Annotated in this window: 22 protein-coding genes; 8 read left to right on the forward strand and 14 right to left on the reverse strand. The window is 72.7% G+C overall.

Annotation, left to right across the window (positions count from 1 at the left end; genetic code table 11):
* Positions 1–171: 171 nt before the first annotated feature.
* Together NP777_RS32825 and NP777_RS32830 are read right to left on the reverse strand one after the other, a co-directional pair.
* Complete coding sequence (locus NP777_RS32825) at positions 172–1,629, reverse strand: sialate:H+ symport family MFS transporter (RefSeq protein WP_256653813.1); 1,458 nt, start codon at positions 1,627–1,629, stop codon at positions 172–174.
* Positions 1,626–2,564: a dihydrodipicolinate synthase family protein gene (locus NP777_RS32830; protein WP_256653814.1), complete on the reverse strand. Its 939-nt coding sequence runs from the start codon at positions 2,562–2,564 to the stop codon at positions 1,626–1,628. The genes NP777_RS32825 and NP777_RS32830 overlap by 4 nt, the downstream gene beginning before the upstream one ends.
* A 163-nt stretch (positions 2,565–2,727) precedes the next feature.
* Between NP777_RS32830 and NP777_RS32835 the strand changes: the two genes are divergently transcribed.
* Complete coding sequence (locus NP777_RS32835; RefSeq protein ID WP_256653815.1) at positions 2,728–3,219, forward strand: DUF1203 domain-containing protein; 492 nt, start codon at positions 2,728–2,730, stop codon at positions 3,217–3,219.
* Positions 3,220–3,364: 145 nt separating this feature from the next.
* On the opposite strand, the gene NP777_RS32840 is transcribed toward NP777_RS32835, so the two are convergent.
* Positions 3,365–4,087 carry an endonuclease V gene (locus NP777_RS32840; RefSeq protein WP_256653886.1) on the reverse strand — a complete coding sequence of 241 codons (723 nt, stop codon included), beginning with the start codon at positions 4,085–4,087 and terminating at the stop codon, positions 3,365–3,367.
* A gap of 30 nt (positions 4,088–4,117) precedes the next feature.
* Between NP777_RS32840 and NP777_RS32845 the strand changes: the two genes are divergently transcribed.
* Entirely contained in the window at positions 4,118–4,414 is a 297-nt protein-coding gene (locus NP777_RS32845; RefSeq protein WP_256653816.1) for a YciI family protein, read from the forward strand.
* A 156-nt stretch (positions 4,415–4,570) separates the two neighbouring features.
* On the opposite strand, the gene NP777_RS32850 is transcribed toward NP777_RS32845, so the two are convergent.
* The 3 genes from NP777_RS32850 to amcB form a co-directional block, all read right to left on the reverse strand.
* Positions 4,571–5,257: a pentapeptide repeat-containing protein gene (locus tag NP777_RS32850; protein WP_256653817.1), complete on the reverse strand. Its 687-nt coding sequence runs from the start codon at positions 5,255–5,257 to the stop codon at positions 4,571–4,573.
* A 77-nt stretch (positions 5,258–5,334) separates the two neighbouring features.
* Entirely contained in the window at positions 5,335–5,526 is a 192-nt protein-coding gene (gene amcA / locus NP777_RS48615) for a multiple cyclophane-containing RiPP AmcA (protein WP_391858622.1), read from the reverse strand.
* Positions 5,523–6,683 carry a cyclophane-forming radical SAM peptide maturase AmcB gene (amcB, locus tag NP777_RS32855; RefSeq protein WP_256653818.1) on the reverse strand — a complete coding sequence of 387 codons (1,161 nt, stop codon included), beginning with the start codon at positions 6,681–6,683 and terminating at the stop codon, positions 5,523–5,525. The genes amcA and amcB overlap by 4 nt, the downstream gene beginning before the upstream one ends.
* Positions 6,684–6,883: 200 nt before the next feature.
* Between amcB and NP777_RS32860 the strand changes: the two genes are divergently transcribed.
* Positions 6,884–7,405 carry an NUDIX hydrolase gene (locus tag NP777_RS32860; RefSeq protein WP_256653819.1) on the forward strand — a complete coding sequence of 174 codons (522 nt, stop codon included), beginning with the start codon at positions 6,884–6,886 and terminating at the stop codon, positions 7,403–7,405.
* Here the strand turns inward: NP777_RS32860 and NP777_RS32865 are convergent.
* From NP777_RS32865 to NP777_RS32885, 5 genes are all read right to left on the reverse strand, one after another.
* Entirely contained in the window at positions 7,372–8,838 is a 1,467-nt protein-coding gene (locus NP777_RS32865; protein WP_256653820.1) for a hypothetical protein, read from the reverse strand. The two genes, NP777_RS32860 and NP777_RS32865, sit on opposite strands and share 34 nt — an antisense overlap.
* Positions 8,839–8,974: 136 nt before the next feature.
* Complete coding sequence (locus tag NP777_RS32870) at positions 8,975–9,172, reverse strand: DUF397 domain-containing protein (protein WP_256653821.1); 198 nt, start codon at positions 9,170–9,172, stop codon at positions 8,975–8,977.
* A gap of 4 nt (positions 9,173–9,176) precedes the next feature.
* Entirely contained in the window at positions 9,177–9,377 is a 201-nt protein-coding gene (locus NP777_RS32875) for a DUF397 domain-containing protein (protein WP_256653822.1), read from the reverse strand.
* A complete protein-coding gene (locus NP777_RS32880) occupies positions 9,356–9,958 on the reverse strand; it encodes a DUF5753 domain-containing protein (RefSeq protein ID WP_256653823.1) in 603 nt (200 codons plus the stop codon). Before NP777_RS32880 ends, NP777_RS32875 begins: the two co-directional genes overlap by 22 nt.
* Complete coding sequence (locus NP777_RS32885) at positions 9,921–11,384, reverse strand: hypothetical protein (RefSeq protein ID WP_256653824.1); 1,464 nt, start codon at positions 11,382–11,384, stop codon at positions 9,921–9,923. The genes NP777_RS32880 and NP777_RS32885 overlap by 38 nt, the downstream gene beginning before the upstream one ends.
* A 228-nt stretch (positions 11,385–11,612) precedes the next feature.
* Here NP777_RS32885 and NP777_RS32890 point away from each other — a divergent pair, with 228 nt between their 5' ends.
* On the forward strand, positions 11,613–12,026 hold the full coding sequence (locus tag NP777_RS32890; protein ID WP_198281932.1) for an SsgA family sporulation/cell division regulator: 414 nt from the start codon (positions 11,613–11,615) through the stop codon (positions 12,024–12,026).
* A gap of 230 nt (positions 12,027–12,256) precedes the next feature.
* On the opposite strand, the gene NP777_RS32895 is transcribed toward NP777_RS32890, so the two are convergent.
* Positions 12,257–12,937, reverse strand: coding sequence for a GOLPH3/VPS74 family protein (locus NP777_RS32895; protein WP_256653825.1), 681 nt, complete (start codon positions 12,935–12,937; stop codon positions 12,257–12,259).
* Between the two features lie 364 nt (positions 12,938–13,301).
* Positions 13,302–13,985, reverse strand: coding sequence for a hypothetical protein (locus NP777_RS32900; RefSeq protein WP_256653826.1), 684 nt, complete (start codon positions 13,983–13,985; stop codon positions 13,302–13,304).
* 245 nt (positions 13,986–14,230) lie between these two features.
* On the opposite strand from NP777_RS32900, the gene NP777_RS48620 reads away from it, so the two are divergent.
* The gene (locus NP777_RS48620; protein ID WP_391858623.1) at positions 14,231–16,363 is read left to right on the forward strand and encodes a transcriptional regulator; all 2,133 of its coding nucleotides are present in this window, start codon (positions 14,231–14,233) and stop codon (positions 16,361–16,363) included.
* Between the two features lie 128 nt (positions 16,364–16,491).
* On the opposite strand, the gene NP777_RS32910 is transcribed toward NP777_RS48620, so the two are convergent.
* Complete coding sequence (locus NP777_RS32910) at positions 16,492–20,217, reverse strand: hypothetical protein (protein ID WP_256653827.1); 3,726 nt, start codon at positions 20,215–20,217, stop codon at positions 16,492–16,494.
* A 726-nt stretch (positions 20,218–20,943) separates the two neighbouring features.
* Between NP777_RS32910 and NP777_RS32915 the strand changes: the two genes are divergently transcribed.
* The 3 genes from NP777_RS32915 to NP777_RS32925 are packed head-to-tail and all read left to right on the forward strand — an operon-like array spanning position 20,944 to position 25,206.
* Complete coding sequence (locus NP777_RS32915; protein WP_256653828.1) at positions 20,944–22,413, forward strand: aldehyde dehydrogenase family protein; 1,470 nt, start codon at positions 20,944–20,946, stop codon at positions 22,411–22,413.
* The gene (locus NP777_RS32920) at positions 22,401–23,621 is read left to right on the forward strand and encodes an APC family permease (RefSeq protein WP_391858624.1); all 1,221 of its coding nucleotides are present in this window, start codon (positions 22,401–22,403) and stop codon (positions 23,619–23,621) included. Before NP777_RS32915 ends, NP777_RS32920 begins: the two co-directional genes overlap by 13 nt.
* Positions 23,622–23,655: 34 nt before the next feature.
* Complete coding sequence (locus NP777_RS32925) at positions 23,656–25,206, forward strand: GMC family oxidoreductase (RefSeq protein ID WP_256653830.1); 1,551 nt, start codon at positions 23,656–23,658, stop codon at positions 25,204–25,206.
* The last annotated feature ends 18 nt before the right edge of the window (positions 25,207–25,224 follow it).

Genomic DNA, 25,224 nt, shown 5'->3' on the forward strand with positions numbered 1-25,224 from the left:
TCCCCCAATCGTGTGACACCACCGCTGTAACACCGCCGATGCTAAGAACGCGTCCCGCATTCCACAAGCCCTCTCCCGGGCCTGTGGACAACCAAACCCCTTGGCCGGAAAGGGGGTTCGGCCGTGCGGGCGCGCGGCGGGCCGGGTGTGGCGCCGACCGGGCTTTTCGGATCAGGTCTTCTTCGGATCGGGCCCCGCCATCGACGGTCGCTGTCCGGGCACGAGATGGTCCTCGTCGCCCTCCGGATCGGTCAGCCGGCCCAGCCGGCCCGGCACGTCCGCACCGACCAGCACGATCACCACCAGCGTCAGCCCGAAGGTGAGCACGGCCAGCGCCCGCCCGAGGGACATGCCCTCGGCCAGATGAGCGCCGAGCACCGGCGCCACCGCGCCGCCGAGCGCCCCGGTGTTGTAGACGAAGCCGAGCGAGGCCGCCCTGCTCCCGGTCGGGAAGTGGCCCGCGATGTACCTCGGCAGGATGCCGGAGATCCCCTGGCTCAACGCGAGCAGGAAGAACAGCAGCACGCCCAGCCCGACCAGCGAGTCCTGCACCGCGAACACCGGGAAGACGAAGACCAGCGACGCGAGCAGGGTCACCGCGTAGGCGCGGCGGGTGCCGAGCCAGTCGCCCACGAAGCCCGCCAGCCAGCAGCCGGCCATGGTCCCGAACCCGGCGTAGAACATCACATCGGTGACCTCGGAGGGGGAGTACTCGAGCTGCTCCTTCAGATAGGTGGGCAGCAGCGCCTGGATCGGCCAGCTGTAGAGGAACGCGCAGAAGACCGTGCACATCAGGGACACATACAGCGGCCAGCGGCGCCGCCCGCCGAGCTGGGCCGCGAAGGCGAAGAGGCACCCCGCCGCCAGGACCGACAGCGGCCGGCGCCAGCCCGCGCCCGCCGGGGTGAAGACCAGGAACAGCGCGACGCTCGCGGCCACGGTCAGCGCCGTGTTGACGCTCGCCCGGACACGTCCGGCGAACAGCGGCCGGAAGGGGTTCGGCCGCGCCCGCGCCGCCCCCACCTCCTCGTGCCAGTCCCCGGCCTCCGGGAGGGCGCGCCGCACCCACAGGGCGACCAGCACCGGCAGCACGCCGATCCAGAACATCCAGCGCCAGCCCCAGTGGGGCACCACCCACTTGTAGAGCTCGGAGGCGATGATGGTGCCGCCCGAGTAGCCCGAGATGAGGAAGCCGGAGGCGCGGTTGCGCAGTCGCGCGGGCCAGCTCTCCAGGACATAGGTGGCGCTCGCGCTGTACTCGCCAGCCATGCCCATGCCAATCACTAGGCGGGCCGCGAACAGGCTGATGTAGTTCCAGGCGAACCCGCAGGCGAAGGTGGCGAGCGAGTAGAGCAGAATGCTGGTGATCATGGCGGCCTTACGGCCGTAGCGGTCACCCAGCGCGCCCAGCACCGCCCCGCCGAGCCAGCGGGTGATGAAGGCGCCCGAGACCAGGCTCGCCGCCGACGCGGTGCTCAGGTCGAACTCGTCGGCTATCTCGGTCAGGACGAGCGTGATCAGCACAAAGTCGAAACCGTCGAGCAGATAGCCGATCCAGGCGGCGAACAGGGACTTCCACTGACCGGGTGAGACCTCGCGGTACCAGGGCACCCTGGCGGCTTCGGTCACGGCAACAGCCCTCCCTCCTCCAGGAGTTGACGTACGGTCTTGACGGCCGCCTCGCCCAGCGGCACCTGGGGCGCGGCGGTGTCCGCGCAATCGATCACGCCCAGCAGCCGCAGCGCGGCCTTGAAACCGCCCAGGCCCGAGGAACTGCCGCCCATGAGGGCCGGATCCCCGGCGTCGGTGATGGCGAAGAGCGCGGCCAGCCGGTCCTGCTCGGCGGCCGCCTGCTCCCAGCGCCCCGCGCGGGCGTGCTCGTACAGCCGGACGAACCCGGCCGGATCGACGTTGGCCAGCCCCGGGACGACGCCATGGGCGCCCGCCAGCAGGGCGCCGTCCACCGACAGTTCGGAGCCGGTGAGCACCGTGAAGGTGTCGGCGAGACCGCGCCGGCGGACCTCGACCAGCAGCCGCCGCAGCGCCCCGTCGTCCCCGCTGCTGTCCTTGACCCCGGCCAGCGTGGCGTCGGCGGCCAGCGGCAGCAGGATCGAGGGCGTCAGCTTGGAGTGGACGGAGACCGGGATGTCATACGCGAACAGCGGCCTGTCCACGCCGTCGCGCAGCCGCCGGAAGTGGTCGGCGATCTCCAGGGGGTGGGTGCGGGTGTAGAAGGGCGCGGTGGCCACGATGCCGTCCGCGCCCGACTCCGCCGCCGTACGGGCGTGATCGAGCACCCGCGCGGTCGTCATGTCGATCGCCCCCGCGAGCACGGGAACCCGGCCGTCGGCGGCCTCGATGACCGCCGTAAGGGCCGTACGGCGGTCGCGGTCGCTCAGATAGGCGGCCTCTCCGCTGGACCCGAGCGCGAACAGCGCGCTCACCCCCGCGTCGATCAGCCGCTCGGCGAGCGCGGCGAGGGAACGCGTGTCGACCTCGCCCGTGGGCGTGAGCGGGGTGCACAGGGGCGGAACGACACCGGTAAGGGGAGCCGGAAGACTCATCGACACCCAGCCTTCTGGATAGCGGGACAATTGGGACGTGGGACGTCCTATGTTTGGGCCCGAATCTGACGGAGCGCCATCGCCCTGTCAAGTACATTCCCGCCGCAGCGCCTCGTCCGAATCCCGCCAGCGGTCCGCGAGCCCACCGGCCAGTCTTGGGCACATGGACGAAAACCATGAGATGCGGGCCATCGCGCCCGAGGCGCTGAAGCAGCTACGGATCACCGATGACGCGGGGAACCCGCCGCGCCTGGTGGTGGAGGACGAGGAGGGCGGCAGCCCGATGCGCTGCTGCCTGGGCCGGAGCCGGCCGCACGAGACCATCGCGCTCGTCTCCTACGCCCCGCTGCGCCGCTGGGCGCGGGAGACGGGGGCCACGCCCGGCCCCTACAACGAGGTCGGCCCGGTCTTCATCCACCTCGACGAGTGCGACGGCTGGACCGGCCCCGGCATCGCGGACGGCGTCCGGGGCCGGCGGCGGGTGCTGCGGGCGTACACGGCCGAGGGCAACATCCTCGGCGGCCGGCTGCTGAACGACGGCGAGCCGACGATCGAGGAGGGGCTGGCCGAGCTGTACGGGGACCCGCGGGTGGCGGCGGTGCATGTGCGCGCCGTCGAGTTCGGCTGCTTCCTGGCCGAGACGCGGCGGGTCTGAGGCGACCCTGGGGCGACCCCGGGGCGGGCGACGCCGGGGGGTACAGGGGTTCGCCCGGCGCCGCGCTCGGAGTACCGCACGCACAGCGCTCGGAGTACCGCGTGCACAGCCGCCACGTCCGGAGGTCGGGCTCACCGCACCGCCTTCAGGGCGTGGCGGCCTTCAGGGCCCGGCGGCACAGCGCGTCCGCGCGCCGCGTCGTCTCGGGCTGCCGGAAATCACGGGCCAGATGCAGGGTGTACGCGCAGGCGTCCGCGATGGTCACCCGATGGCCGACGGAGACGAAGAGCGGCTTCACCGCGTCGCGGGTGCGCAGCGCCCGGCCGACCTCCTCGTCCCCGTCGAGCAGGGGCGACCAGTCACCGCGGCGCGGCCCCGGGTCGGCGTGACGGAAGCCGAAGGGGTTCTTGGCGACGCCGATGGTGGGCAGCCCGGTGAGCACCCCGAGATGGCTGGCCAGCCCGAACCGGCGGGGGTGGGCGAGGCCGTAGCCGTCGCACACCACCAGGTCGGCTGGGCGGCCGAGCCGCCGGTCGAGGTCGCCCAGCGCGTCGAGGACGGCCGGGATCTCACGGAACGCCAGCAGCCCGGGGACGTACGGGAAGGAGACCCGGCCCACCGCGGTCGCCTCCGCGACGACGGCAAGGCTACGGGCGTCCAGGGCGACGGCGGCGGCCGCAACCAGGTCGTGCTCGTCGTCGTACGCCACATCCACCCCGACGACCGCGCCGGTGCCGGTGCCCGGCTCGGGCACCTCCCCGCCGACGACCACGGACCCCCGCGTCCGCTCCTGGACGGCGATGGCCTCGGCCTCGGTCGTGGGCCAGTCGCGGGGCAGCTCATATCGTGGATCGACGGCCCTGGTCATCGTGCGGTTCACGTTACTAGCCTGCCCGTCATGTTCGTACTGGAGATCACGTACACCGCCTCGGCGGACCGCGTCGAGGCCGCCCTCCCCGAGCACCTCGTCTGGGTGGACGACCACTTCGCGAACGGCGTCTTCCTCGCCTCCGGGCCCAAGAACCCCCGCGACGGCGGGGTCATCCTGGCGCTCGGCGACGACCGGGCCAGGATCGAGGAGATGGTGGCGAGCGACCCCTTCGTGGTCGCGGGCGTCGGCGACTACACCATCACCGAGTTCCTGGCCACGCGTACGGCCCCGGCGCTCGCCGAACACCGCCAGCAGCGACCGTAAGACGGCACGGGGACCGTAAGGACGACACGGGCGCTGGCGGACTTGCTGTAGTTCAGCACCTCGGACAGCCACATGCCCGCTCTGGCCGCGTATGTCGTCAAACGCTGTGTATAAGAGCCGCGGACCCATGGCGCCCTCCCGAGGGCGGGTAAGGGGCTACTTGTCGTCGAGGTCTTCGCCGTAGGTGACGTCGAGCTCTGCGGCGAGAGCCTCGGCCAGCTGCGGGGTCTGTCCATGGTCGATGATCACCTGCTTGAGTGAGGCGAGGCCGCGGAGCTGGGAGAGGTCGTTGCCGCGCAGGTCCAGGTGGCGGTACGTGCCGCCGTCGAACTCAGCAAGCCGTAGATCGCAGTCCTCGAACGCAGCTGTGCTCAGGTCGGCCGCATCGAACGTGGTCTCGCGCAGGGAGCACTGGGAGAAGATCAGGGGTCCGACGGCCCGGACGCGGGTAAAGGTGCTGTAGTCGAGCTTGCAGTTCTCAAACAGGACGTCGTCTAGGGTGACGTCCTCCAACATGGCGCCCATCAGCTTGCAGTCTCGGAAGACGGCGCGGGTGACCTTGCTGTCGGTCCAGCGCAGGGAGGACAGGTCGCAGCCGGTGAATTCCACAGAGTCGACGCGGAGCTTCTCCAGCCGGGCGCGCTGGGTCTTGAGCCCGGAGATCCGCCCATCGATCAGGTGCGTGTCGGCCAGGTCCAGCACGCGCAGATCCGCGTCGCCGTAGTGGAACTCCGCGACCCGGCCACGACCGCCTTCGAGCGAGGTCACGTGGGTCAGGTACAGACCGGGCTCCTCCAGCGAGGGCAGGGTAACGCTCGTGCGACGGATCGTGCGGGTTCCCATTGAGATGCCTTCCAACGAGGTGGGCCTGGTGCGGCACCGGCGGTGCGCCCTCGCGCGGGCACGCCGCCGACGGTGGGCTACCTCTTCTTGTTCCAGTTGTCCCACGTGGGCCGATTATCGAAGGGGGCGGGGCTCTTCCGCCAGTTGTCCCATGTAGGCCGGTTGTCCCACACCACCCCAGTGGTCATGGGAGCCGGAGCGACGTGGGTGGAGATCAAGTCCATCACGACCGGCGCGTCGGAAGTGGCTAATCCGTCGAGGAGTGTCATGTTGCTTGCCCTTTCTCCTTGGTTGCGAGGGTGGACAGGGCCGTGACCAGGGCCTGCCGGGAGACCCGGCAGTAGTTGGTCTCGGTGGACTTCAGGCTGCCGTTCTCGAAGTAGCGGTTGGCGGCCTGGGCGCCGCGACAGAAGTCGAAAAACGCGCACCCGGCCCGGCAGCGGTCCAGGCCGTTGAGGAAGTCTCGGACGTAGCGGAGTCGGTGCGCGCCGCTAAGGATCACGGGCAGGGGCTGGTGGAGGATGTTGCCGGCGCGGAAGTCGTCGTAGGCAGGGTCGGTGGTGTCCGCAAGCTCCGGGGAGAGCAGCACCACGTCACCGGCGACGGAGACGGTGGGGATCGGATCGAGGCGCCGCTCGTCCCATGCCGCGCGCTGTCCAGTGCGGATCAGGTGCAAGTACTCGGCGAGGCGTTCGAGTTCCCTCACCTTCAGGCGGTCGCCGTGGGAGCGGGTCCAGATGAGGGTGCGGCGCCAGAACTCCTCGGCCTGCGCGGGCGTGGGTGCCTGCCGGTCGGTATTGACGCCCTCGACCTCCTCGATGTTGAGCCCCGCCGAGTGGCAGCCCAGCTCCGCCAGGAATCCCAGCAGCTCATCGGGCCGAGTGATGGACTCGGTGGCCACGACCGAAATCACGGAGAACGGGATGCCGTGCTCACGCAATCGCCGGATGCCGTGGAGAATCCGGTCGAAGGCAGGCTTGCCGCGCAGGTCGACCCGCTCGGTGTTCAACGCGGCCGGGCCGTCGATGCTCACGCCCACGCGGATGTCGTATGCGGTCAGCAGCTCGCACCAGGTGTCGGTGATCAGGGTGGCATTGGTCTGCACGTAGTGGTGGACGCGGCCCGCGCGGCGCAGATCCTCGAAGGGGGCGAGCAGCGCCCTGAACTTCTGCGGGCCGAGCGCGAGGGGCTCCCCGCCGTGCCAGACGATCCCGATGGGCGGGCTGCCGCTGGCCGTGAGCTGAGCGACCGACATCGCCAGGGCGGCCGCGACATCCGGGTGCATGTGGTGCCTGAGCTTGCGGAAAGGCAGGTAGCAGTAATGGCAGTCGAGGTTGCACCAGGTCGTGGGCTGGACAACCACGGTCTGCGGGACCGTGAACCACTGATCGTAGCGGGCACGCCAGCCGGAGATGCGGATGCGCATCACGGTCCTTTCCCTCACCGAACAGGGCCTTCGCCCGCGCAGCCGATCGGCAGTGGCGGGGCACGCGTCCACCTTCCGGCCTGTCATAACGTGTATGCGATGACATTGCGATGTCATCGCCGATGACATGTCATCCGGCGCCCGTAGCCCCTGCTCTGCCGGCGAGTTCAGGAAAAGGCCAGTGGGCTATCGTGGCGAGCGTGCCTCGCTCGATTCTCATTCACGACGGCCGGACCACCAGCGACATCGGTCTGGTGTACATCTGCTCGGGCTACCTCGTCGAGCGCGGCAAGGTGCTGCTCGTCCACCACAACCGCTTCGACAAGTGGGTCCCGCCCGGCGGGCACATCGAGCCTGGCGAGTCGTTCGCCGGAACGGCCGTGCGGGAATTCAAAGAAGAGAGCGGCCTGCTGGTGGAGGCGATCTCCAGCCAGCCCGCCATCCACCCGGCCGACGACAACGCCACCCCCGAGCCGGTGCCGTTCTACGTGGACATCGAGCGGGAAGGGTTCGCCATCCCCGCCCTGGTCCAGTTCTTCTACGTCCGCCGCCAGGCAGGCACCGGCGAGCAGGCCGTGGAGGCGCAGTTGGAGGAGGTGCACGGGGCTGGGTGGTTCAGCCTGGAGGACCTGGAGCGGTTGCCGACCTTCGAGCAGGTCCGCTCCCTGGCACGCTTCGCCCTGCTGAACTACCCGGTCACCTCCGAGCGGGCCCAGGCGTAGCCGCCAGCTCCGTTCACGGTGTCGGCCATCAGCAACCGGGCCTGGGCGCCGCCGAGGGCGGCGGACACCGCCTGGTTCAGTCGCTGGACGTACTTGGGAACCGAGGACGGGGCAACGAACAGGGCCTGGGCGATCTGCTCGGTCGACATGCCCTCACGAGGACCGTCGTGCACGACCTTCGCCAGGTCGAACAGCCGCTCCGAGAGCTGACATGCCACCGGGCCGTCGCTGTCCGGTGTGATCAGCAGGACCGTGTGCCCAGCGGCAAGCTCGGCGCCCATGAGGGGGATCTCCGCCGCAATGTCGCTGTCACCGGCCCCGGCTTCCTCGCCGATGCCGATCCGGGCGAGACGGCCGAGGGCCTCCTGGTAGGCCGAGACGGTGTAGTACGCCGCGCGGATGGTGGCGCGCTTGCCAGAGGCGCCGGGTTCGTTCCACATCCCGGCCTCGGGCTCCCACAGGTCGTTCATCAGCCGCCACGCCGTGGACAGCCGGGGATCGCGCGGGTTGGCACCGGCCCGAATGACGGCCTGGGTGCACAGCGCGTACGCCATATGCTCCCACGCGGTGCCCTGTACGTCCTTGTCGTCCTCGACAAAGCTCTCCCAGCGGTGGTGGTTGCGCAGCAGCCACTGCCCGGCCTCGACGACCGCCTCGGACAGCCGCTTTTTCTGCACCGGGCCGTGGACGCCTCCGGCGTCCCGGGGCGCGTCCCGGTAGGCCAGTTCGCCTCCGGGACCGGCCCCGGAGGCAACTGCTGAGAGCGCCAGCAGGCACAGCGCGGTCTTGCTCGGGCTCGGGTCGGTATCCACGTAGGTGCGCCAACCCCAGGCGCCGCTGAACCGGCGGTGGTAGAGAAGACCATGGAGGCCGTGGTCGATCAGTGGCTCGACTCGCCCCAGCAGGCTCGTGGTGTCCGCCCCGCCCGGGAGGACGAAACCCGGGCCGAGCTCGTGGAGGGTGTCCCTGAGCTGGGCGAGCCCCTGCACGGCGAGGGCGGTCTGGTGCAGCGAGGTGTCGTCGAGACCGAGTACCTCGGGCCAGCCGTGGTCAACGCGATGGTCCTCGAGCCAGCCGACGCACCAGGCGGCGGCCTCCACGACACCGTCATGGTGGAAGAAACGCGGGTGCGACAGCAGCCCGGTCAGGCCAAAGGCGACGAAACGGGTGTGCTCACCACGGCCGCCCTTGTGACGGGGTCGGCAGTGCTCCGGAATGGCGCCGGTCAGAAAGTCGAGTGCCTCACGCACCGGCTGCCCCGCGAGCCCGGCGGCCCGCAGGATCGGAAGGACCTCGCTCGTGTTGACGATCGACGACACCGACGTGAGCGTGAGACCCCACCCGCCGTCGTAGCCCTGGTTGTGCAGCAGGGTCCGCGCGGCCTCTCCTGCTCTCGCTTCGAACGCCGAAAGACCCGCACGCGCCTTCCTCATGGCTCACCTCCACCGCCAAGTCCGGATGGCCCCGGCGGAGCCTTGCCCAACTCGACTTCTACGGACGCCTGTTCACCGCTCGGGCGCTACGGTGCATGGTCATGAAACCGTTCGTATTCCAGCATGCGGCGATCGCTCACGCCTTGAGAGAGACTATGAACGCGACCCACGATCCGGCGGGGAACAGGATGGCGGGGCCGTCAGGGTTCTTCGAGTCACGGACGGGGACGAGGCCCGGGAGGTTGTCGGCGACCTCGACGCAATTGCCGCCATTGCTGTTGCTGTAGCTGCTCTTGCGCCACGCGGCAGTGCTCAGGTCCGGGGTGGTTGGCATGAGTTCAGCCCATCTTGAGGCTTGCGATGAACGTGGCCCATGCCCCGGCAGGGAATATGAGGGCGGGGCCATCGGAGCACTTGGAGTCGCGGACCGGGACGACGCCCGAGAGGTTGTCCGCGATCTCGACGCAATTGCCACCGTCGTTGTTGCTGTAGCTGCTCTTACGCCAGGCGGCACAGCTCAGGTCCGGGGTGGTCGGCATGGGGTCCAGTCCTTCAAAACGGCTCGGATCATCGCCTCCGAGTCGAGAGGCGAGAGGGCCATGGCCCTGAGCAGATCGTAGTTCTCTCTACGTCGTGCGACAGCCTCTTGGTCCTCAATGATCACCCCGGATTGGCTGCCCTCGTCGTACGCCACCAACGGCTCACCGGGAATAGTGAACAGCGTCAGAGATCCGCCTCTCTCAGGATGGTCACCGGCGGTGAAGGGCAGCACTTGGATGGTCACGTGTGACTGTGTCCCACGCTTGAGGAGAGACGCCAGCTGAGCGCCCATCACCTCATGTCCGCCAACGGGACGACGTAGCACGGCCTCGTCGAGGATGAACCAGCAGCGCGGCGGTTTGGGTCGATCCAGCACCGTCTGACGATCCAAGCGGGCCTTCACCATGGCCTCGATTTCTGCGTCCTGAGCGTGGGGGCGTCCACAGCGCAGTCCGCGTTCGGCGAGCTGGGGCGTCTGAAGAAGCCCGGGGAGGGGAACAGCCCGCCGCAGGCGCCAAGACACGGCGGGCACCCCCAGCGGCCTAGTGGGAGACGCAGAGCCGGACCACGAGCGAGACACAGCCCCGGGAGTCGCCGGAGCCGGAGCCTCCGGGGTCGGTCGGCTTGGCCGTGGGCCGCTGCGTCGGCTCGTCCGTGGGCTGCCGCGTCGGCTGCCCACTCGGGGTGCTGCCCGGGTCCGACGTACCGCCGTCCGTCGGCTTCGCGGTCGGCTTCTGGGTCGGTTCGTCGGTCGGCCGGTGCGACGGACCGCTCGACGCGGAGGACGAAGGGGGCGAAGACGGTCGCGACGAGGGCGAAGCGGAGGAACCGGACGTCGGCGCCTTGCGCGAGGGGGATACGGCGCTGGACGGCACATCCGTCGGGGAGTGCCCGGTGGGCACGCTCGCGGTGGACGGCCGGTTCCGGGACGCCTCCCCCGGAACGCCCACCCGCGCCCCCTCCGAGTGCCGCGAGGCGCCCGGGGTGGCGGAGGAAGCGGAAGAATCAGCGGAGTCGGATGTATCCGACATGGACGGCTCCGAGCCCGCCGCCGGCTGCTGTGCCGCCGCCGAGCCGCCGTCCGTCAGCGCCAGCCCCGTCATGACCGCCGCCCCCGCGACCAGCAGCACAGCGCCCGCGGCCGCCGCGACCGCCACCGGTCCCGCCTGGCGCACCTGGCCGCGGACGAGGTGGTGCATGGAACGGCGGGAGGAGACCAGCGGCCCGTTCGAGGGCGCCGCGTGCGCACCGCCGCCGGTCGCCAGGGCAGCCGCTCCGGCGACCCCCGCGCCACCCACCGCGGCAGCGGCCGCCAGCGGCGCCAGGAAGCGCGCCATGTCCCGGTCGTACAGCGCGAGCAGCGCCGGGCCGGTCAGCGCGGACAGCCGGCCGTCGGCCGCGACCAACTGCTCCATCCGGCCCCGGCAGTCCCGGCAGCCGTCGATGTGGACCGCGATCTGCTCGGCCTGGTGAGGGGAGTCCGCGCCCCGCACATGATCGGGCAGCCCCTCCCAGTGCCCACCGCACGCGGCGCTCGCCGGATAGCCGGGCTGGGCGCGCAGGAACTCCTGGCGCACGCTCTCCCGGACGCGCTCCACCAGGGCCGCCGCGCCGTCCGGGCTCTCCCCGGCCCGCCACGCCACCTCCTCCGACGGGAGCCCGTCCACCTCGGCGAGCCACAGCACCTTGACCCAGCGCTGCGGCAGCTCGTCGAGGACCTGGACGAGCGGTTCGAGGTACGACGCCTGCTGCGGCGGACCCCCGTTCCCCACCCCGACCGACAGCGCCCTTACGGCGCCCGTCAGCTCGGCCGGGACGGCGTCGGCACCGAGGGGATGCCCGGCGCGGATCCGACGCCACACGCTGTAGTGCGCCTCGGCCACCAGGTCCCCCGCAACCCAGGGGTTACCGGTAAGAGTTCGGGCATATCCGCACAGACGCGAATATTCGGCTTCGTAGATTCGGCTGTAGGCGGCCGCGTCGAGCGCCGCGTGACCTTCGGTCATGGTGGAACAACCCCTGGGGTGGGTGCCTCGTCATTGCCGACGTTTCTGTAACAGCTCCGCACGGCGCCCGAGACCTTGCATGGTTTGGCAAGCCTAAATGCCCTATGTCCCCACGAAAAATCAGTCGTGACGCACGTCACGTCGAAAGTGGGTGCACTGGCCTGATCGCCCAAACGTCTTAACGGTCGTAAGGGCGACGCGCCCCGCACCTATCGCAAGGGAGCCGACGTGACCACAGTCATCGACCAAGCCGTCCAGGCACAGCTCATCGCGTCGACACCCGAGTCACGCGCGATTCCGGCGTGCCTGCGCTACGAGCGGGACGACCCGTTCGCCGTCCGCGTCTCCTTCCCGCCCTCCGCGTCCCTCGACGGCTCCGCGGTGGAGTGGACGTTCGGCCGCGAGCTGCTCGCGGCCGGGCTGCGCGGCCCCGCGGGCAGCGGGGATGTGCAGATGTGGCCGAGCGGACCGCAGGGGACGGTCCTGGAGTTCCACGCCCCCGAGGGCATGGCCATGGTCCAGTTCGACACCGCCGACCTCCGCAGATTCCTCGGCCGGTCGTACGCGGTCGTCCCCGAGGGCAGCGAGGCCGGGGAGCTCGACCTGGACGAGGGGCTGGCGTCGCTGCTGAGAGACGCCTGAAGCCCGTACGGAAGCCCGCGCCGGTATACGGAGGCCGCCTGGCTGGTACACGGAGGCCCCGGACCCGTACGGGCCGCTCGGGCCCGTAGGGACGCCCTGGCCCTTACGGGACACGCCGAGCCCGTACGGACGCCCTGGCCCTTACGGACGCCCTGGCCCTTACGGACGCCCTGGCCCGTACGGACGCCCTGGCCCGTACGGACGCTCGAGCCCGCCCTCGCGGTGCGGGGTCAGGTGGCGGTCACTGCCGTGGTCGACGCCAGCATGGTCGTGACGACGGCGGCCGCGAGCGCCGTCCGCACCTGCGCGATCACCTTCTCCAGCACCGGGCCCATACCCCCGCAACGCTCCCCCAGCTCCAGGATCCGCCGTTTGCGGACCTTGGCGTCCGTGGCCGTCACCACGGACCTCAGCTCACCCGCCGCCGCCAGGGTGACCAAAGCCGCGTCCCGTTCGGACACTTCGGCCGTCGGCTGCTCGCCGTGCAGCACGCGCACCGCGTCGTCCCGCATCCCGACCACCTGGTCGGGCCGTTCCAGCGTGTACTCCTTGGCCGGGAACAGCCCCAGCATCCGCTTCCCCTTCGCCCGCACATATCCGGCCGCCACCATCTGGTCGCGGACCGCGTGCTCGGTCAGCCGCGGCTGATGTCCCACCCAGATCTGCCAGCTGCGCGGCCGGGATTCGCCGATCAGCTCCAGCAGCCCGTCGAGCGCTTGGTCGCCGGTGGCGGCATCGGGCACGGGGCAGGGGCTGCCGTCGGCGTCGGTGAGCATGCCCCGCTGAACGAGTTCGGTGAGCGCGGCGGCGCGGACGAGGAGGGCGGTGTGAGCACCGGCGGGCTCGCCGGTCTCGGGGTCGTAGGAGAGCAGGTAGAGCGAGGCGGCAAGGGAGAGCGATCCGTTCGGCACGGGAAACCTCCGACGGTCGGGCGTCCGGTGGGGGGCGTGCTTCGACCATATCCGCCACGCACCCTCATGATCGACCCTCCGCCACGCGTCTCCGCGCCTCCTGGGAACACGTCACCTGACCGAGGCCCGGTCGCCCGGAACACGTCACCTCCCCGGCTCTTGGCATCCCCCGGGGACATGGCTCCTCCCCGGACACGACGGCCCCCAGGTCGGCGGCCCGGGGATACGCGGAGGTGGCGGCTACGCGTACCCCCGTGTGTACGCGTGGCCGCCACCGGTCCCACCCCGCCCCCGTCAGCCCCTCGGGGCGCATCCCCCGTCCCCCGTCCCCCGTCAGACCCCGTCAGGTTCCGTCAGACCCTGCTCACGGGTGGTACAGCTTGACCACGGCAGTCGTGGTGGTGCGCTTGAAGTCGGCCAGTGGCGCCTGGTCGTAGCCGCCCATCTCGCCCCACGTCACCACGGTGACGGTCCGGCCGTCGCGGCCCACGCCGAAGAGGTGGATGCCGGGCTCCGAGTCCGGGTACGAGGTGTGGACGCCGTAGGCATGGGCGCCGTCCTCGGCGGTCAGAGCGCCGTAGTCCCGCCAGGAGGCGGTGCCCTCCGGGTACTGGCGCTCCCAGTCGGCGGCGCAGTTCCGGATCTTCTTCTCGGCCGCGGCGGCCAGCTCGCGGGCCGCCTCCACCGTGCCGGTCCTGACCACGACCTGGGTGGCGCCGGTGTCGTACTCGGTCCAGAACGTGCGGTGGGTCGTCCCGGCCGACGGGAAGGTCTGCTCCACGCAGAACGGAGGGGTCTCGGGCAGGCCCTTGGTGACATCGCTCGCGTACCAGTCGGAGCTGCGGTGCGGCGGGAGTTCCCTCGGCACGAGGTGGCCGGGGGTGCGCTGGGGCACGGCCGCCCGCGCCCCCGCCTGGGCCTGGGCCTGGGTCTGGGTCTGGGCCTGGGCCTGGGCCGGCCCGGTCCCGGCCACGACCGCGGCCGCTGCCACGGCCGCTGCCACGACGCCGAGCGCGGCGCCGCGGAATGAGTGCGTGGGCTTGCGCATGAGGTGCTTCCTCGTCTCTTCCCGATCTCAGGGTTTCAGCATGTCGCCGCCGCACCGGGAGGTCGCGGCGGCAGGACAAGCGTGTGCGCCACCTGGCCGTGGCGGCTACGACCGGCGGGGCATTCGGGACGCTGGAACGCCTGCACGTACGCTGACTTGGGGGTATGACAACACCCTGGAACGCGCTCGTGGGACGCCCACGGGACGACTCGCGGTCCCGGGGACGATATTGGGGGGTGGTGGGCGTGGGGAACGCCAAAGAGGTTGAGGACTTCGCCGAGAGACTGCGGGCGCTGAAGGAGCGCTCGGGCCGCAGTTACGGCTCGCTGGCCACACGACTGCACGTCAGCACGTCCACGCTGCACCGCTACTGCAACGGCGACGCGGTCCCGGCGGACTACGCCCCCGTCGAGCGCTTCGCCCGGCTGTGCGGCGCAACCCCGGACGAGCTGGTCGCCCTCCACCGCCGCTGGATCCTCGCGGACGCAGCGAAGCGCCGTGCGCGCGAGAGCGAGGTGTCCGCACCGCGCGGGGGCGACGGCGGGGACGCGGACGGCGGGGACGCGTCCGACGGCGGGGACGCGTCCGACCGCCCGGCCGCGGACGGCACCGCACGGGGGACGGACGGCCGGTCCGGTGGCGGTGAGCCGCGGCAGTCGGCCGACTTACGAGGCGCCGACGCCGCGTCGGACGCGTCCGGGACCACCGCGGCGCCCGCCGTGCCTCTGGCCGCCGACCGTCGTCAGGGGCGGGTCGCCACGCCCGGCCCGGGGCCGGTGACCGGCCCGCACCCGGATGCGTCCACGGCCACCGGGCCGGCCGGAGGCAGCGCCACCGGGCCGGAGGCCGGTGCGCGCTCGCGCGACGCTCAGCCGCGCGCGGCAGCCGATGAGCGACACGAGGCCGCCACCCCGGCCGACGACGCGTCGAGGGCCGCTCCGACGCCCGACGCCCGCCCGGCCGCACACCGCGCGTCCGCCGCGGCCGACCCCGCATCGGGCCGCCCCGGAGAAGACAACGGCCCGGACCGGTCGGCACGGGCTCGTGGTGCCGCGCACCGCGGCGCGGCCGCACATCCGGACGGCGACCCACACCGGCGCGCCGACGACACCGACCGGGCCGACGGCACACGGACCAACGACCCCCGGCCCCAACCGCCCGGCGTGCCCGCGGGCGAGGCCGGATCGGCGACCACGGCCGCGGCCACATCCACGGCCAAGGCCAAGGCCGGCCCCACGGCCACGGCCACCGGCAAGACCGGCCCCGCGCCCACCGGCAAGACCGGCCCCGCGCCCACGGGCAAGCCCGGACCCGCGCCCAGCGGCGACGCCGAACCCGCCCTCACGAACAAGACCGACCCCCCGCCCGCCAAACGAGCCCGGCTGCGCGCCGTGGCGGCAGGGACCACCGACACCGCCGTCCCCTCACGCGTGCGCCGGCCATGGGCGCTGCTCGCCGGGGCCGCCGCCGTTGTCGTGCTCGCCGTTACGGCGGTCGAGGTGCGGCCGCCCGGCGATGACGACCGTAAGGACACCGCGGCCGTGCCTCCCTCCGCCGCACCGTCCTCCACGCCGCCCGCCGGGCCGACCGCCCGGGGCCATCTGGACCGTCAGACGACGGACGGCGACGACAAGGCGTCCGGCGCACCGCGCGGCGACGACGGGAAGGGTGAACGCGGTAAGGAGCGGAGGGCCAACGGGGACGCCTCCGGGTCCCCCACGTCCGGCGCGACCAAGGGGCCGGGCCACGGCGGGTCCACCCAGGTCCCGCTCACCCTCGCCACCCGTTCCCACGTCTGGGAGAACGGCTGCGGCCACCGCTATCTCATCGACCGGCCCCCGTCCCAGGTCGCCCCGCCGCCCACCGAGCAGGACGCCCCGACATGGGCCGCCGCCCATGACGCGGTGCACGGCGGGACCACCAACGTCGAGGTCACGGTGCAGGGCCGGGCCTCGTCGGCCGTCGTCCTGCGAGCCCTGCACGTACGGGTCGTGGGCCGCCGCACCACGCTCGCGTGGTCGTCGTTCGCCATGGACAACGGCTGCGGGGGCTCCCTCACCCCGCGCGCCTTCTCGGTGAATCTGGACGCCGCCCGTCCGCTGGCCCACCCCATCGACGGCAATGACGCGGGCAAGCCGATCCCCGCCGTCCAGTTCCCCTACCGCGTCTCGGCCTCCGACCCCGAGGTGTTACTGGTCAAGGCCCGGACGGCGGGCTGCGACTGCAGTTGGTACCTGGAGCTGGACTGGTCGAGCGGCGGCCGCTCGGGGACGGTGCGGATCGACGACGACGGCTCGCCGTTCCGCACCAGCAGCGTCAAGGGCCGCCCCGCCTACGCCTACGACTACACCGACGGCACCTGGCACAAGAGCGACTGACCCGAGGGTCCCAGGGATACCGGGCCCCCGGGACCCCGGGCCCCCCGCGCCCCCGGAATCCCCGGAACCCCCGGAATCCCCGGAATCCCCGGAACCCCCGGACCCTGGCCCCCGGCCACACCGCCATCTCACTCCACCGTCGTCGTCAGCCGCAGCGCCGCGTCCCGCACATCCGCGTGCGGATGGCCGCGCAGCGTGCGCAGCCGCTCCCGCCAGGGCTCCGCCCACTCCGTACGGGCCCCGGCCACCTCTGTAAGGGTCGCGGCGAACAGTCCGGAGGCGTGGCCGCCGTCCTCGTCGAGTTCCCGCGCGGCGCGCAGCAGGGCCGCGTCGGAGCCCGGCCGCGTGGCGGTGTTCAGCCGTCGGCGCAGGGTGTCGGCGGTACGGACGGCGAGTGCGGGGCGGGTGGTGTGCAGCCGGGCGAGGCGGGCGAGGGCGGCGGTCAGCGGGCCGGGGCGGGAGTCCAGGTCGAGGGCGTTCACCAGCACATGGGCGGCCTCCTGGACGAACGTCTCGTATCCGGCGAGGAGTTCACCGGCGGCCCGCGCGGTGCGCCGGGTCACCCGGGGCCGCATCCGGGCCCGGGTGGCGAGCCGGTCGGCGAGGTGCCGGATGCGGCGGTGGGCGGGGCGGTCCCGGTCCGGTTCGGCGTCGGGGCCGCCGGGCCGGGCGTCGGCGGTGGCGAGCGCGGCGAGCGCCCAGGCCAGCGGGTTGTCACCGGGCGAACCGTCGGGCGCCGCGGCCATCAGGTCCAGCAGGGCGTCGGCGGCGGGCCGCCAGCTCGCCCGGTTGCCCAGGTCGGTGACGGCCGCGACCAGTACGGCCGCCGCGTCCGGCGCCCACGGCGACCAGCGGGCCAGCGCCCCGTAACCGGCCGCCGCCACCTCGGGGTCGTCGGTGTCGCAGACGGCACGTATGAGCTGGGCGTAGCGGCCGCGGTGGGCCTCGGGGAGGTCCAGCGGGCGGGTGCGCAGCACGGCGTGGCGCAGCTCGCGGCGGCCGCTCGCGGCGGCGGTCAGCAACTCCCAGGCGCGTTTGGTGTCGAGCAGCCCGGCGGCGAAGGCGACACAGGCGGCCTGCACATCGGGGTGCTGGCCGGGCAGTTCGAAGGCGTCGGCGAGCAGTGCGGCGGCGTCGGCCACCGGGAGCAGGGTGGCGGCGAGCCGGATGGCCTCCTTACGGCTGGTGACCTTCGCGGGGACGGGCGGTACGGCGGTGGCGACCCCGTCCGGTGCGAGCACCCCGCGCACCAGTCGCCCCAGCCGTGACGGCTCGGCGTACCGGGACGCTCGGGTGGCCGCGTACATCGCCACCCGGGCCCGGTCGTCGCCCGCGTGGGCCAGCAGGGCGGGCAGGGCCTCGCCGGGGCGGTCGGTGCGGGCGAGGGCGGCGAGCGCGGTCTCGGCCAGGACCACATCGTCGGTGTCCGTCCAGGTCCGGACGGTGGCCGCGCCGTGGCCGGGGATCGGCGCGGCGTCGGCGACGGCGGCCGCCCGCTGCCCCGGCCGCAGGGAGGTGTCGGCGGCGGCCCGGTCCAGGACGCGGGCGGCGGCGGCCTGCTGACGGGGCAGCCAGCGGCCGGTGTCCCGCCCGGTGGGCGGGGTCCAGTGGGTGCCGGGGGTCAGAAAGCGCCCGTACGGCGGGGTGTCGCCGAGGACGAGGTCGAGCAGATCGGTGCGACGGCGGGTCAGCACGGCCAGGACGGGCGGCAGCACGGCCGCCGAGGGCTCGTGCGCGAGCAGCTCGGCCACGCGGGCGTCCCGCTCGGCGGGTGGCTCCAGCCACAGCCCGATGGCCGTGCGGGCGGTCGCGTCGCTGCCGAACGAGATGGCCTGCCACAGGAGTTCCTGCAGCTCGGGCAGGGCGTGGGCGCGCCGCCCGAGGGAGCGGGCGAGGGCGAAGGTCAGCTCGTGGTCGACCCGTTCTGCACCCGCCTCCAGCCACGGCCGCAGCGCCTCGAACACCGCCTGCTCCTGACCGCGCCGCAACTGGTGGTCGAGACGGCCCAGGTCGGCGGCGCCGACGCTGCCCGCGAGCCGGGTGAGGGTGCGCAGCGCCCAGCCCAGCAGCTGCCGCCGCCCGGTGACGGCGTGTTCGCGCAGCAGCGCCACGGCCAGGTGGCGCAGCGCCTGGCGGGTGGCGGAGGACGAGTCGCGCGCGGAGATGGCGTCGGCGGCGATGCGGTCCAGGTGCTCGGCGGCGTCGTCGGTGAACAGCGCGGGATGGGTGCGGGCGAGCGCGCCGAGCGCCGCGGAACGCACCGGGTCCTGCTCGTTGCGCAGCCGCTCCAGCAGGCGCAGCAGCTCGGTGAGGGCGTCCGGGTCGGCGGATCGGGCGACGCACCGGATCAGCAGCGGATGGGCCAGGGCGCGGTCCTCGGCCGAGGAGCGCCGCACGGCGGCCTCCAGCTCCTCGCGCGCCTCCTCGACCGGCAACTGGGCCACCGACTCCAGCACGGTGGTCCAGGGCGCGCCGCGCTCGCGCGCCTGAGCGGCCATCCGACGGGCCTCGGCCTGACGGCGAGGGCGCGGCAGGACCTCGAGCACGGCGGGCTCGATCACGGCGTGGGAGACATCGCGGCGGTGGGTGGCCTGGTCGTGGGCGGACTGGTCGTGGGCGGACTGGTCGTGGGTGGCCTGAGCGTTTGTGGCCTGGCCGTCGGTGGCTCGGTCGTCGGTGACCCGGCCGTCGGTGGCCCCCTCGTCGGCAGCCCGGTCTGTGGCCTGGCGGTAGGCGGCCTGACCGTGAGCGGCCCGGCCGGCGGCCCGGTCGAAGGTCGCCTGGTCGAAGGTCGCCTGGTCGTAGAACGCGGAGCGGCGGGCGGGCGGCAGCGTGGCCAGCAGCCGGGCGAGAGCGTCGGGGTCCGCGTCGTGCCGCAGGGCCCGGCCCAGTTCGGCCAGCTCCGGCGGGTCGGCGCGGACGAACCGGCGCAGCACGGCCCGGTCCAGCCGCCGCCGGGTGCCACCGTGCTCGGGGGCGAGCAGCAGCCGCAGCGTACGGCTCGGCTCGGCGGCCACCAGCGCGGACAGCCGGGCCCGTACGGGGGTCGGCAGCGGGCCCTGGCCGTAGTCCTCCAGCAGGTCCAGCACCCGCTCGGGCTCGACGGGCGCGGCGAGCGCAATACAGGGCGCGTAGCGGGTCCACCAGTCGGCGCGCAGCGGTGCGGGCAGGGCGGTGAGCTGGCGGGCCACCTCGTCCAGGACGGTGCGAGGATGCCGGGAGACGAGGGGCCGCCAGCCGCGGACGGCGTGGAACAGCTCGGGCAGCAGCCGCCCCACGGTCTCGGGCCCGCAGCCCGGGAGCAGCCGGGCGGCCTCGCCGTCGCCCCAGCGCTCCCGGAACGGCTCGATCAGCCGGTCCGCGAGCGCGGTGCGCCGCCCGGCCACGACGGTGCGCGCCAGTTCGCGCCGTACGGTGGCGGGCGCGTCCTCGAACGCCGCCTCCAGCGCATCGTCCGGGACCGCGCCGGGGCCGCCGCGACGTGCGGTGTCGAGGGCGCGGTGCCGCACCACGGGGTCCGGGTCGGCGAGCCGCGCCGCGAGATGGCCGGTGCGCCCGCCCGCCGCCGCGGCCACGGCCGCCAGCCGCCGCTCGTACGTCCCGCGCCGCTCCAACTCCTCAATCAGCGCGCCCAGCCGCCCCTCGGCGCTGGCCGCCCGCGCCCGCCCGGCCAGCTCCCGCATCCGGCGCGGAAAGGGCAGCGGGTCGAGGGCGGCGAGCAGCTCGTCGGCGAGGGCGCGCCGGGGATCGGGGACGCCGAGGACTTCGGAGCCGCCGTCGGCTCCGGGAGCCCCATGGGCTTGGGGAGCGCGGGGAGGCTCGGGGCCGCGGTGGGCTTCGGACGCGTTGACCATGCCAGGGATTGTGCCGCCCACGCGTGCGGTCACACGTCCCGCCGCAAGATGGTTTCCCGTGACACCCGTCGCCCCGGCGCCTCGCGCCCGGCCACGCTCGCTCGCGCGTGCCACATCTGGGGCTTCATCTGGGGCTTCGCCCCGCCCCCTCGCGTGCCCGCCACGCCCCCTCGCGTCCCGCCCGCGCGTGCCACATCTGAGCCACGATCCGCATGGCCCCGACGCCCCACGCCCCGCCAAACCGCACCCCGCCAAACCGCACCCCGGCGACGGCCCCCGGCGAAGGCCCCGGGAACACACCCCGGCCGGGCACGCCGATCTCAGCATGGCCGCCGGGACGCGCCCTCCCGCCCCCACCGCGCCCACTCCCGTCCGCACCACGCCCGCGCACATCCCCACCGCGCCCACGCACATCCCCCACCACGCCCACGCCCGCGCCCCACGCCCCACCGAGCCGAGCCACACCCCCGCAACGACCCCCGGCACGCGCCGGACCGGGCACGCCGATCTCGCGGGGCCGCCGGGCCCGCACGTCCCCACCGCGCCCACGCACATCCCCCACCACGCCCACGCCCGCGCCCGCCCACGCCCGCGCCCGCCCGCATCCGCGGCCCCCGTACGTCGTGCGAGGGGGACCCGGGCCATTTACGCTCGGTGTGTGGGCCGGACGGGTGCGTCGATGGATCCACTCGGGACCGGCCCTGTCGTCCGAGCCCGGAGGAACCCATGCCGGAGCTTTTCATCGGCGGCCACTGGACGACCGCCCTCGACGGACACAGCCGCGAGATCCGCTGCCCGGCGGACGGCTCACTGGTCGCCGTGGTCGACGAGGCGGGGCCGAAGGACGCCGCCGCGGCGGTGGCGGCCGCCCGGGACGCGTTCGACCGCGGATCGTGGCCCGGCACCCCGGCCGGTGAGCGGGGCGGACTGCTGCTGCGGGTGGCCGATCTGCTGGAGCGCGAGAAGCCGACGCTCGCCCGCGCCGAGTCCCTGGACACCGGGAAGCGGCTGGTCGAGAGCGAGTACGACCTCGACGACATCGCGAACTGCTTCCGCTACTTCGGCACCCTCGCCTCCTCCGGGAGCGGCGGCCGCGTGGTGGAGGTGGGCAGTCCGGAGATCGACAGCCGGGTGGTGCACGAACCGGTCGGGGTATGTGTGCTGATCACGCCGTGGAACTATCCGCTGCTCCAGACGGCCTGGAAGGTGGCGCCCGCGCTGGCGGCCGGGAACACCTTCGTCCTCAAGCCCAGCGAGCTGACCCCGCACACCGCGATCCATCTGATGCGGCTGCTGACCGAGGCCGGGCTGCCGGGCGGCGCCGCCAATCTGATCCTCGGCTCGGGGGCCACCGCGGGCGCGCCGCTGGTCACCGACGAACGCGTGGACCTGGTGTCCTTCACCGGCGGAGTGGTCACCGGGCGCTGGATCATGTCGGCCGTCGCGCCCACGGTGAAGAAGCTGGCCCTGGAGCTGGGCGGCAAGAACCCCAACATCGTCTTCACCGACTGCGACTTCGACACCGCGGTGGACTACGCGCTCACGGCGGTGTTCCTGCACTCCGGGCAGGTGTGCTCGGCCGGTGCCCGGCTGCTGGTCCAGGAGCAGCTGCACGACGCGTTCGTCGACGAGATCGTCCACCGGGCCCGGAACATCCGGCTGGGCGGGCCGTTCGACGAGAACGCCCGCACCGGGCCGCTGATCTCCGCCGAGCACCGCCAGAAGATCACCGACTATGTGGTGGCGGGCATCGACGAGGGCGCGGTGCTGCGCTGCGGCGGGACCCCGCCCGACGACCCGGACCTGGCGAAGGGCTTCTACTACCTGCCGACCGTGCTGGACGACTGCACCCCGGACATGTCGGTGGTGCGGGACGAGTCGTTCGGCCCGGTGCTCACCGTGGAGCGGTTCCGGGACGAGGACGAGGCGGTGGCGCTCGCCAACGACACGGTGTACGGCCTGGCGGGCGGGGTGTGGACGCAGGACACCGAGAAGGCGCACCGGGTGGCGTCCCGGCTGCGGGCCGGGACCGTATGGATCAACGACTTCCATCCGTATGTCCCGCAGGCCGAGTGGGGCGGGATGAAGCAGTCCGGTGTCGGCCGGGAGCTGGGTCCGTCGGGGCTGCACGAGTACCAGGAACTCAAGCACGTCTGGCGCAACACCGCGCCGCGTCCGCAGCGGTGGTTCGATTGACGGCGACCGAGCCGGACGGACCGCCGCCGGAGCCACGGCCGGACGGTGCGCACGACGACGACTCGCTCACCGAGCTCGGCTACCGTCCGGAACTCGAGCGCACTCTGGGCAACTTCCACACCTTCGCCGCCGGGATCAGCTACATCTCCCTCCTGACCGGCACCTTCCAGCTCTTCTACTTCGGCGTGGCGCACGGCGGTCCGGCGTACTGGTGGTCGTGGCCGATGGTGTTCACCGGGCAGCTGATGGTGGCGCTGTGCTTCGCCGAGCTGGCGGGCCGCTATCCGGTGGCCGGTTCGGTCTACAACTGGTCCAAGCTGCTGGGCGGTCCCCATGTGGGCTGGCTGGGCGGCTGGATGATGATGACGGCGTCGATGGTGTCGCCGGCGGCCGTGGCGCTCGCCTACCAGGTGACGCTGGAGCAGGTCTCGGCGTGGTTCCAGGTGATCGGCGACGGCTCCACCGGGACCGAGCGCGCGGCCAACGCGGTGCTGCTCGGCAGTGTGCTGGTCCTGTTCACCACGCTGGTCAACGGCTTCGGGGTGAAGCTGATGGCCCGTATCAACTCCGCGGGCGTGGCCATCGAGCTGATCGCCACCGTCGTGCTGATCCTGCTGCTGGCCGCGAACATCACCCGCGGCCCGTCGGTGGCGCTGGACACCTTGGGCCGTGGCCAGGGGGAATCGCTGGGCTACCTCGGCGCGTTCCTCACCGCCTCGCTCGCCTCGGCGTATGTCTCGCTCGCCTCGGCGTATGTGATGTACGGCTTCGACACGGCGTCCTCGCTGGGCGAGGAGTCGCTGGACCCGGGCCGTAACGCGCCGCGCGCCATTCTGCGGGCGCTGGTGGCCTCGTTCGCCCTCGGCGGGCTCATCCTGCTCTTTTTCGCGTATCTGATGGTCACCCTGCCCATGCTGGTACGGCGGCTGAGGAGCCAGTGGCGCCCGGCCGAGGGCCGCTTCTCGCTGGGGCGGCTTGGCCTGACGGTCAACGCGCTGGCCGTGCTGTGGGGCACGGCGATGACCGTGAACCTCGCCTGGCCCAGGGCGCAGGTCTACAACGCCACCGGCCCGCAGCACTGGTATCTGCGCTGGGGCGCGGTCCTGTTCGTCGGCGCGATCGCGCTGGGCGGTTTCACCTCCTACTGGTTCGTCCAGCGGGCCCGTACGGGTGTGCTCGCCGAACACGCGGCCGCCACCGCCCCGTGAGGACGTGAGGTGAGGAGGAGAGGAGGAGAGGCCCGTGGACCAGTTCGACTACGTGGTGGTCGGCGGCGGTACGGCCGGATCGGTGGTCGCCTCCCGGCTGTCCGAGGACCCCTCGGTGCGCGTCTGCCTGCTGGAGGCGGGCCCGTCGGACCTCGGGGACGACAACGTGCTGCGGCTGAACCGCTGGATGGGGCTGCTGGGCTCCGGCTACGACTGGGACTACCCCGTCGAACCGCAGGAGAAGGGCAACAGCTTTCTGCGCCACGCCCGCGCCAAGGTGCTCGGCGGCTGCTCCTCGCACAACTCCTGCATCGCCTTCTGGGCCCCCGCCGAGGACCTCGACGAATGGGCCGCCCTGGGCCTGGACGGCTGGTCGGCCGCCGACTGCTTCCCGCTCTTCCGGCGCCTCGAGGACAACGACGCGCCCGGCGACCACCACGGCCGCGGCGGCCCGGTCCGGATCCGCACCGTGCCGCCCGAGGACCCGTGCGGCAGGGCGGTGCTGGCGGCCTGCGAGGAGGTGGGCATCCCCATCACGCCGTTCAACACCGGGACGACGGTGGTGCGCGGAGCCCACTGGTTCCAGATCAACGCCCGTGAGGACGGCACCCGCTGCTCCGCCTCGGTGGCCTATCTCCACCCCGTCCTGGACTCCCGGCCCAATCTGGAGGTGCGCACCGGACTCCAGGCCAGACGGCTGGTCCTGGACGAGGACCGGCGCTGTACCGGGGTGGACTACCTCTCCCCCGACCTGATCCACACCCTGACGGTGCACGCCCGGCGCGAGGTCATCGTCTGCTGCGGCGCCATCGACACCCCGAAGCTGCTGATGCTCTCCGGGATCGGCCCGGCCGCACATCTGCGGGAGACGGGGGTGGAGGTGGTCGTGGACTCCCCCGGGGTCGGTGGCAACCTCCAGGACCACCCCGAGGGCGTCATCATGTGGAACGCCGAGCAACCCATGATCAAGAGCTCCACCCAGTGGTGGGAGATCGGCATCTTCACCGCCACCGAGCCCGATCTGGACCGCCCGGACCTGATGTTCCACTACGGTTCGACGCCCTTCGACATGAACACCTACCGCCGGGGTTACCCCACTTCGGAGAACGCCTTCTGCCTCACCCCGAACGTCACCCGGGCCCGCTCCCGTGGCACCGTGCGGCTGGCCACCCGCGACTTCCGCGACAAGGCGCGCGTCGATCCCCGCTACTTCACCGACTCCTACGACATGGACATCATGACCCGCGGTCTGCTCCTGGCGCGCAAGATCGCCGCTCGGCCCGCGCTGGCCATGTGGGCGGGCGCCGAACTGGCCCCCGGGGCCGATGTGAACAGCGCGGACGAGCTGGCCGGGTACATCCGCCAGACCCACAACACCGTCTACCACCCGGCGTGCACGGTGCGGATGGGCGCGGCCGACGACCCGGACGCCCCGCTGGATCCGCGGCTGAGGGTCAAGGGGGTGACGGGGCTGCGGGTGGCGGACGGCTCGGCGATGCCGTATCTCATCGCCGTCAATCCGTGCATCACGACGATGATGATCGGCGAGAAATGCGCGGACATGATCAAGGGCGGCCGTCCCTGAGCGACGCTTGACTTCCGG

The organism is Streptomyces rugosispiralis, assembly GCF_024505145.1.
Taxonomy (GTDB): Bacteria; Actinomycetota; Actinomycetes; order Streptomycetales; family Streptomycetaceae; genus Streptomyces; species Streptomyces rugosispiralis.

Bases quoted from the DNA above. Each gene is read 5' to 3' on its own strand.
- NP777_RS32830 (WP_256653814.1), bottom strand. From the start codon at position 2,564: ATGAGTCTTCCGGCTCCCCTTACCGGTGTCGTTCCGCCCCTGTGCACC.
- NP777_RS32835 (WP_256653815.1), top strand. From the start codon at position 2,728: ATGGACGAAAACCATGAGATGCGGGCCATCGCGCCCGAGGCGCTGAAG.
- NP777_RS32840 (WP_256653886.1), bottom strand. From the start codon at position 4,087: ATGACCAGGGCCGTCGATCCACGATATGAGCTGCCCCGCGACTGGCCC.
- NP777_RS32845 (WP_256653816.1), top strand. From the start codon at position 4,118: ATGTTCGTACTGGAGATCACGTACACCGCCTCGGCGGACCGCGTCGAG.
- NP777_RS32850 (WP_256653817.1), bottom strand. From the start codon at position 5,257: ATGGGAACCCGCACGATCCGTCGCACGAGCGTTACCCTGCCCTCGCTG.
- amcA (WP_391858622.1), bottom strand. From the start codon at position 5,526: ATGACACTCCTCGACGGATTAGCCACTTCCGACGCGCCGGTCGTGATG.
- amcB (WP_256653818.1), bottom strand. From the start codon at position 6,683: ATGCGCATCCGCATCTCCGGCTGGCGTGCCCGCTACGATCAGTGGTTC.
- NP777_RS32865 (WP_256653820.1), bottom strand. From the start codon at position 8,838: ATGAGGAAGGCGCGTGCGGGTCTTTCGGCGTTCGAAGCGAGAGCAGGA.
- NP777_RS32870 (WP_256653821.1), bottom strand. From the start codon at position 9,172: ATGCCAACCACCCCGGACCTGAGCACTGCCGCGTGGCGCAAGAGCAGC.
- NP777_RS32875 (WP_256653822.1), bottom strand. From the start codon at position 9,377: ATGCCGACCACCCCGGACCTGAGCTGTGCCGCCTGGCGTAAGAGCAGC.
- NP777_RS32885 (WP_256653824.1), bottom strand. From the start codon at position 11,384: ATGACCGAAGGTCACGCGGCGCTCGACGCGGCCGCCTACAGCCGAATC.
- NP777_RS32900 (WP_256653826.1), bottom strand. From the start codon at position 13,985: ATGCGCAAGCCCACGCACTCATTCCGCGGCGCCGCGCTCGGCGTCGTG.
- NP777_RS32910 (WP_256653827.1), bottom strand. From the start codon at position 20,217: ATGGTCAACGCGTCCGAAGCCCACCGCGGCCCCGAGCCTCCCCGCGCT.
- NP777_RS32915 (WP_256653828.1), top strand. From the start codon at position 20,944: ATGCCGGAGCTTTTCATCGGCGGCCACTGGACGACCGCCCTCGACGGA.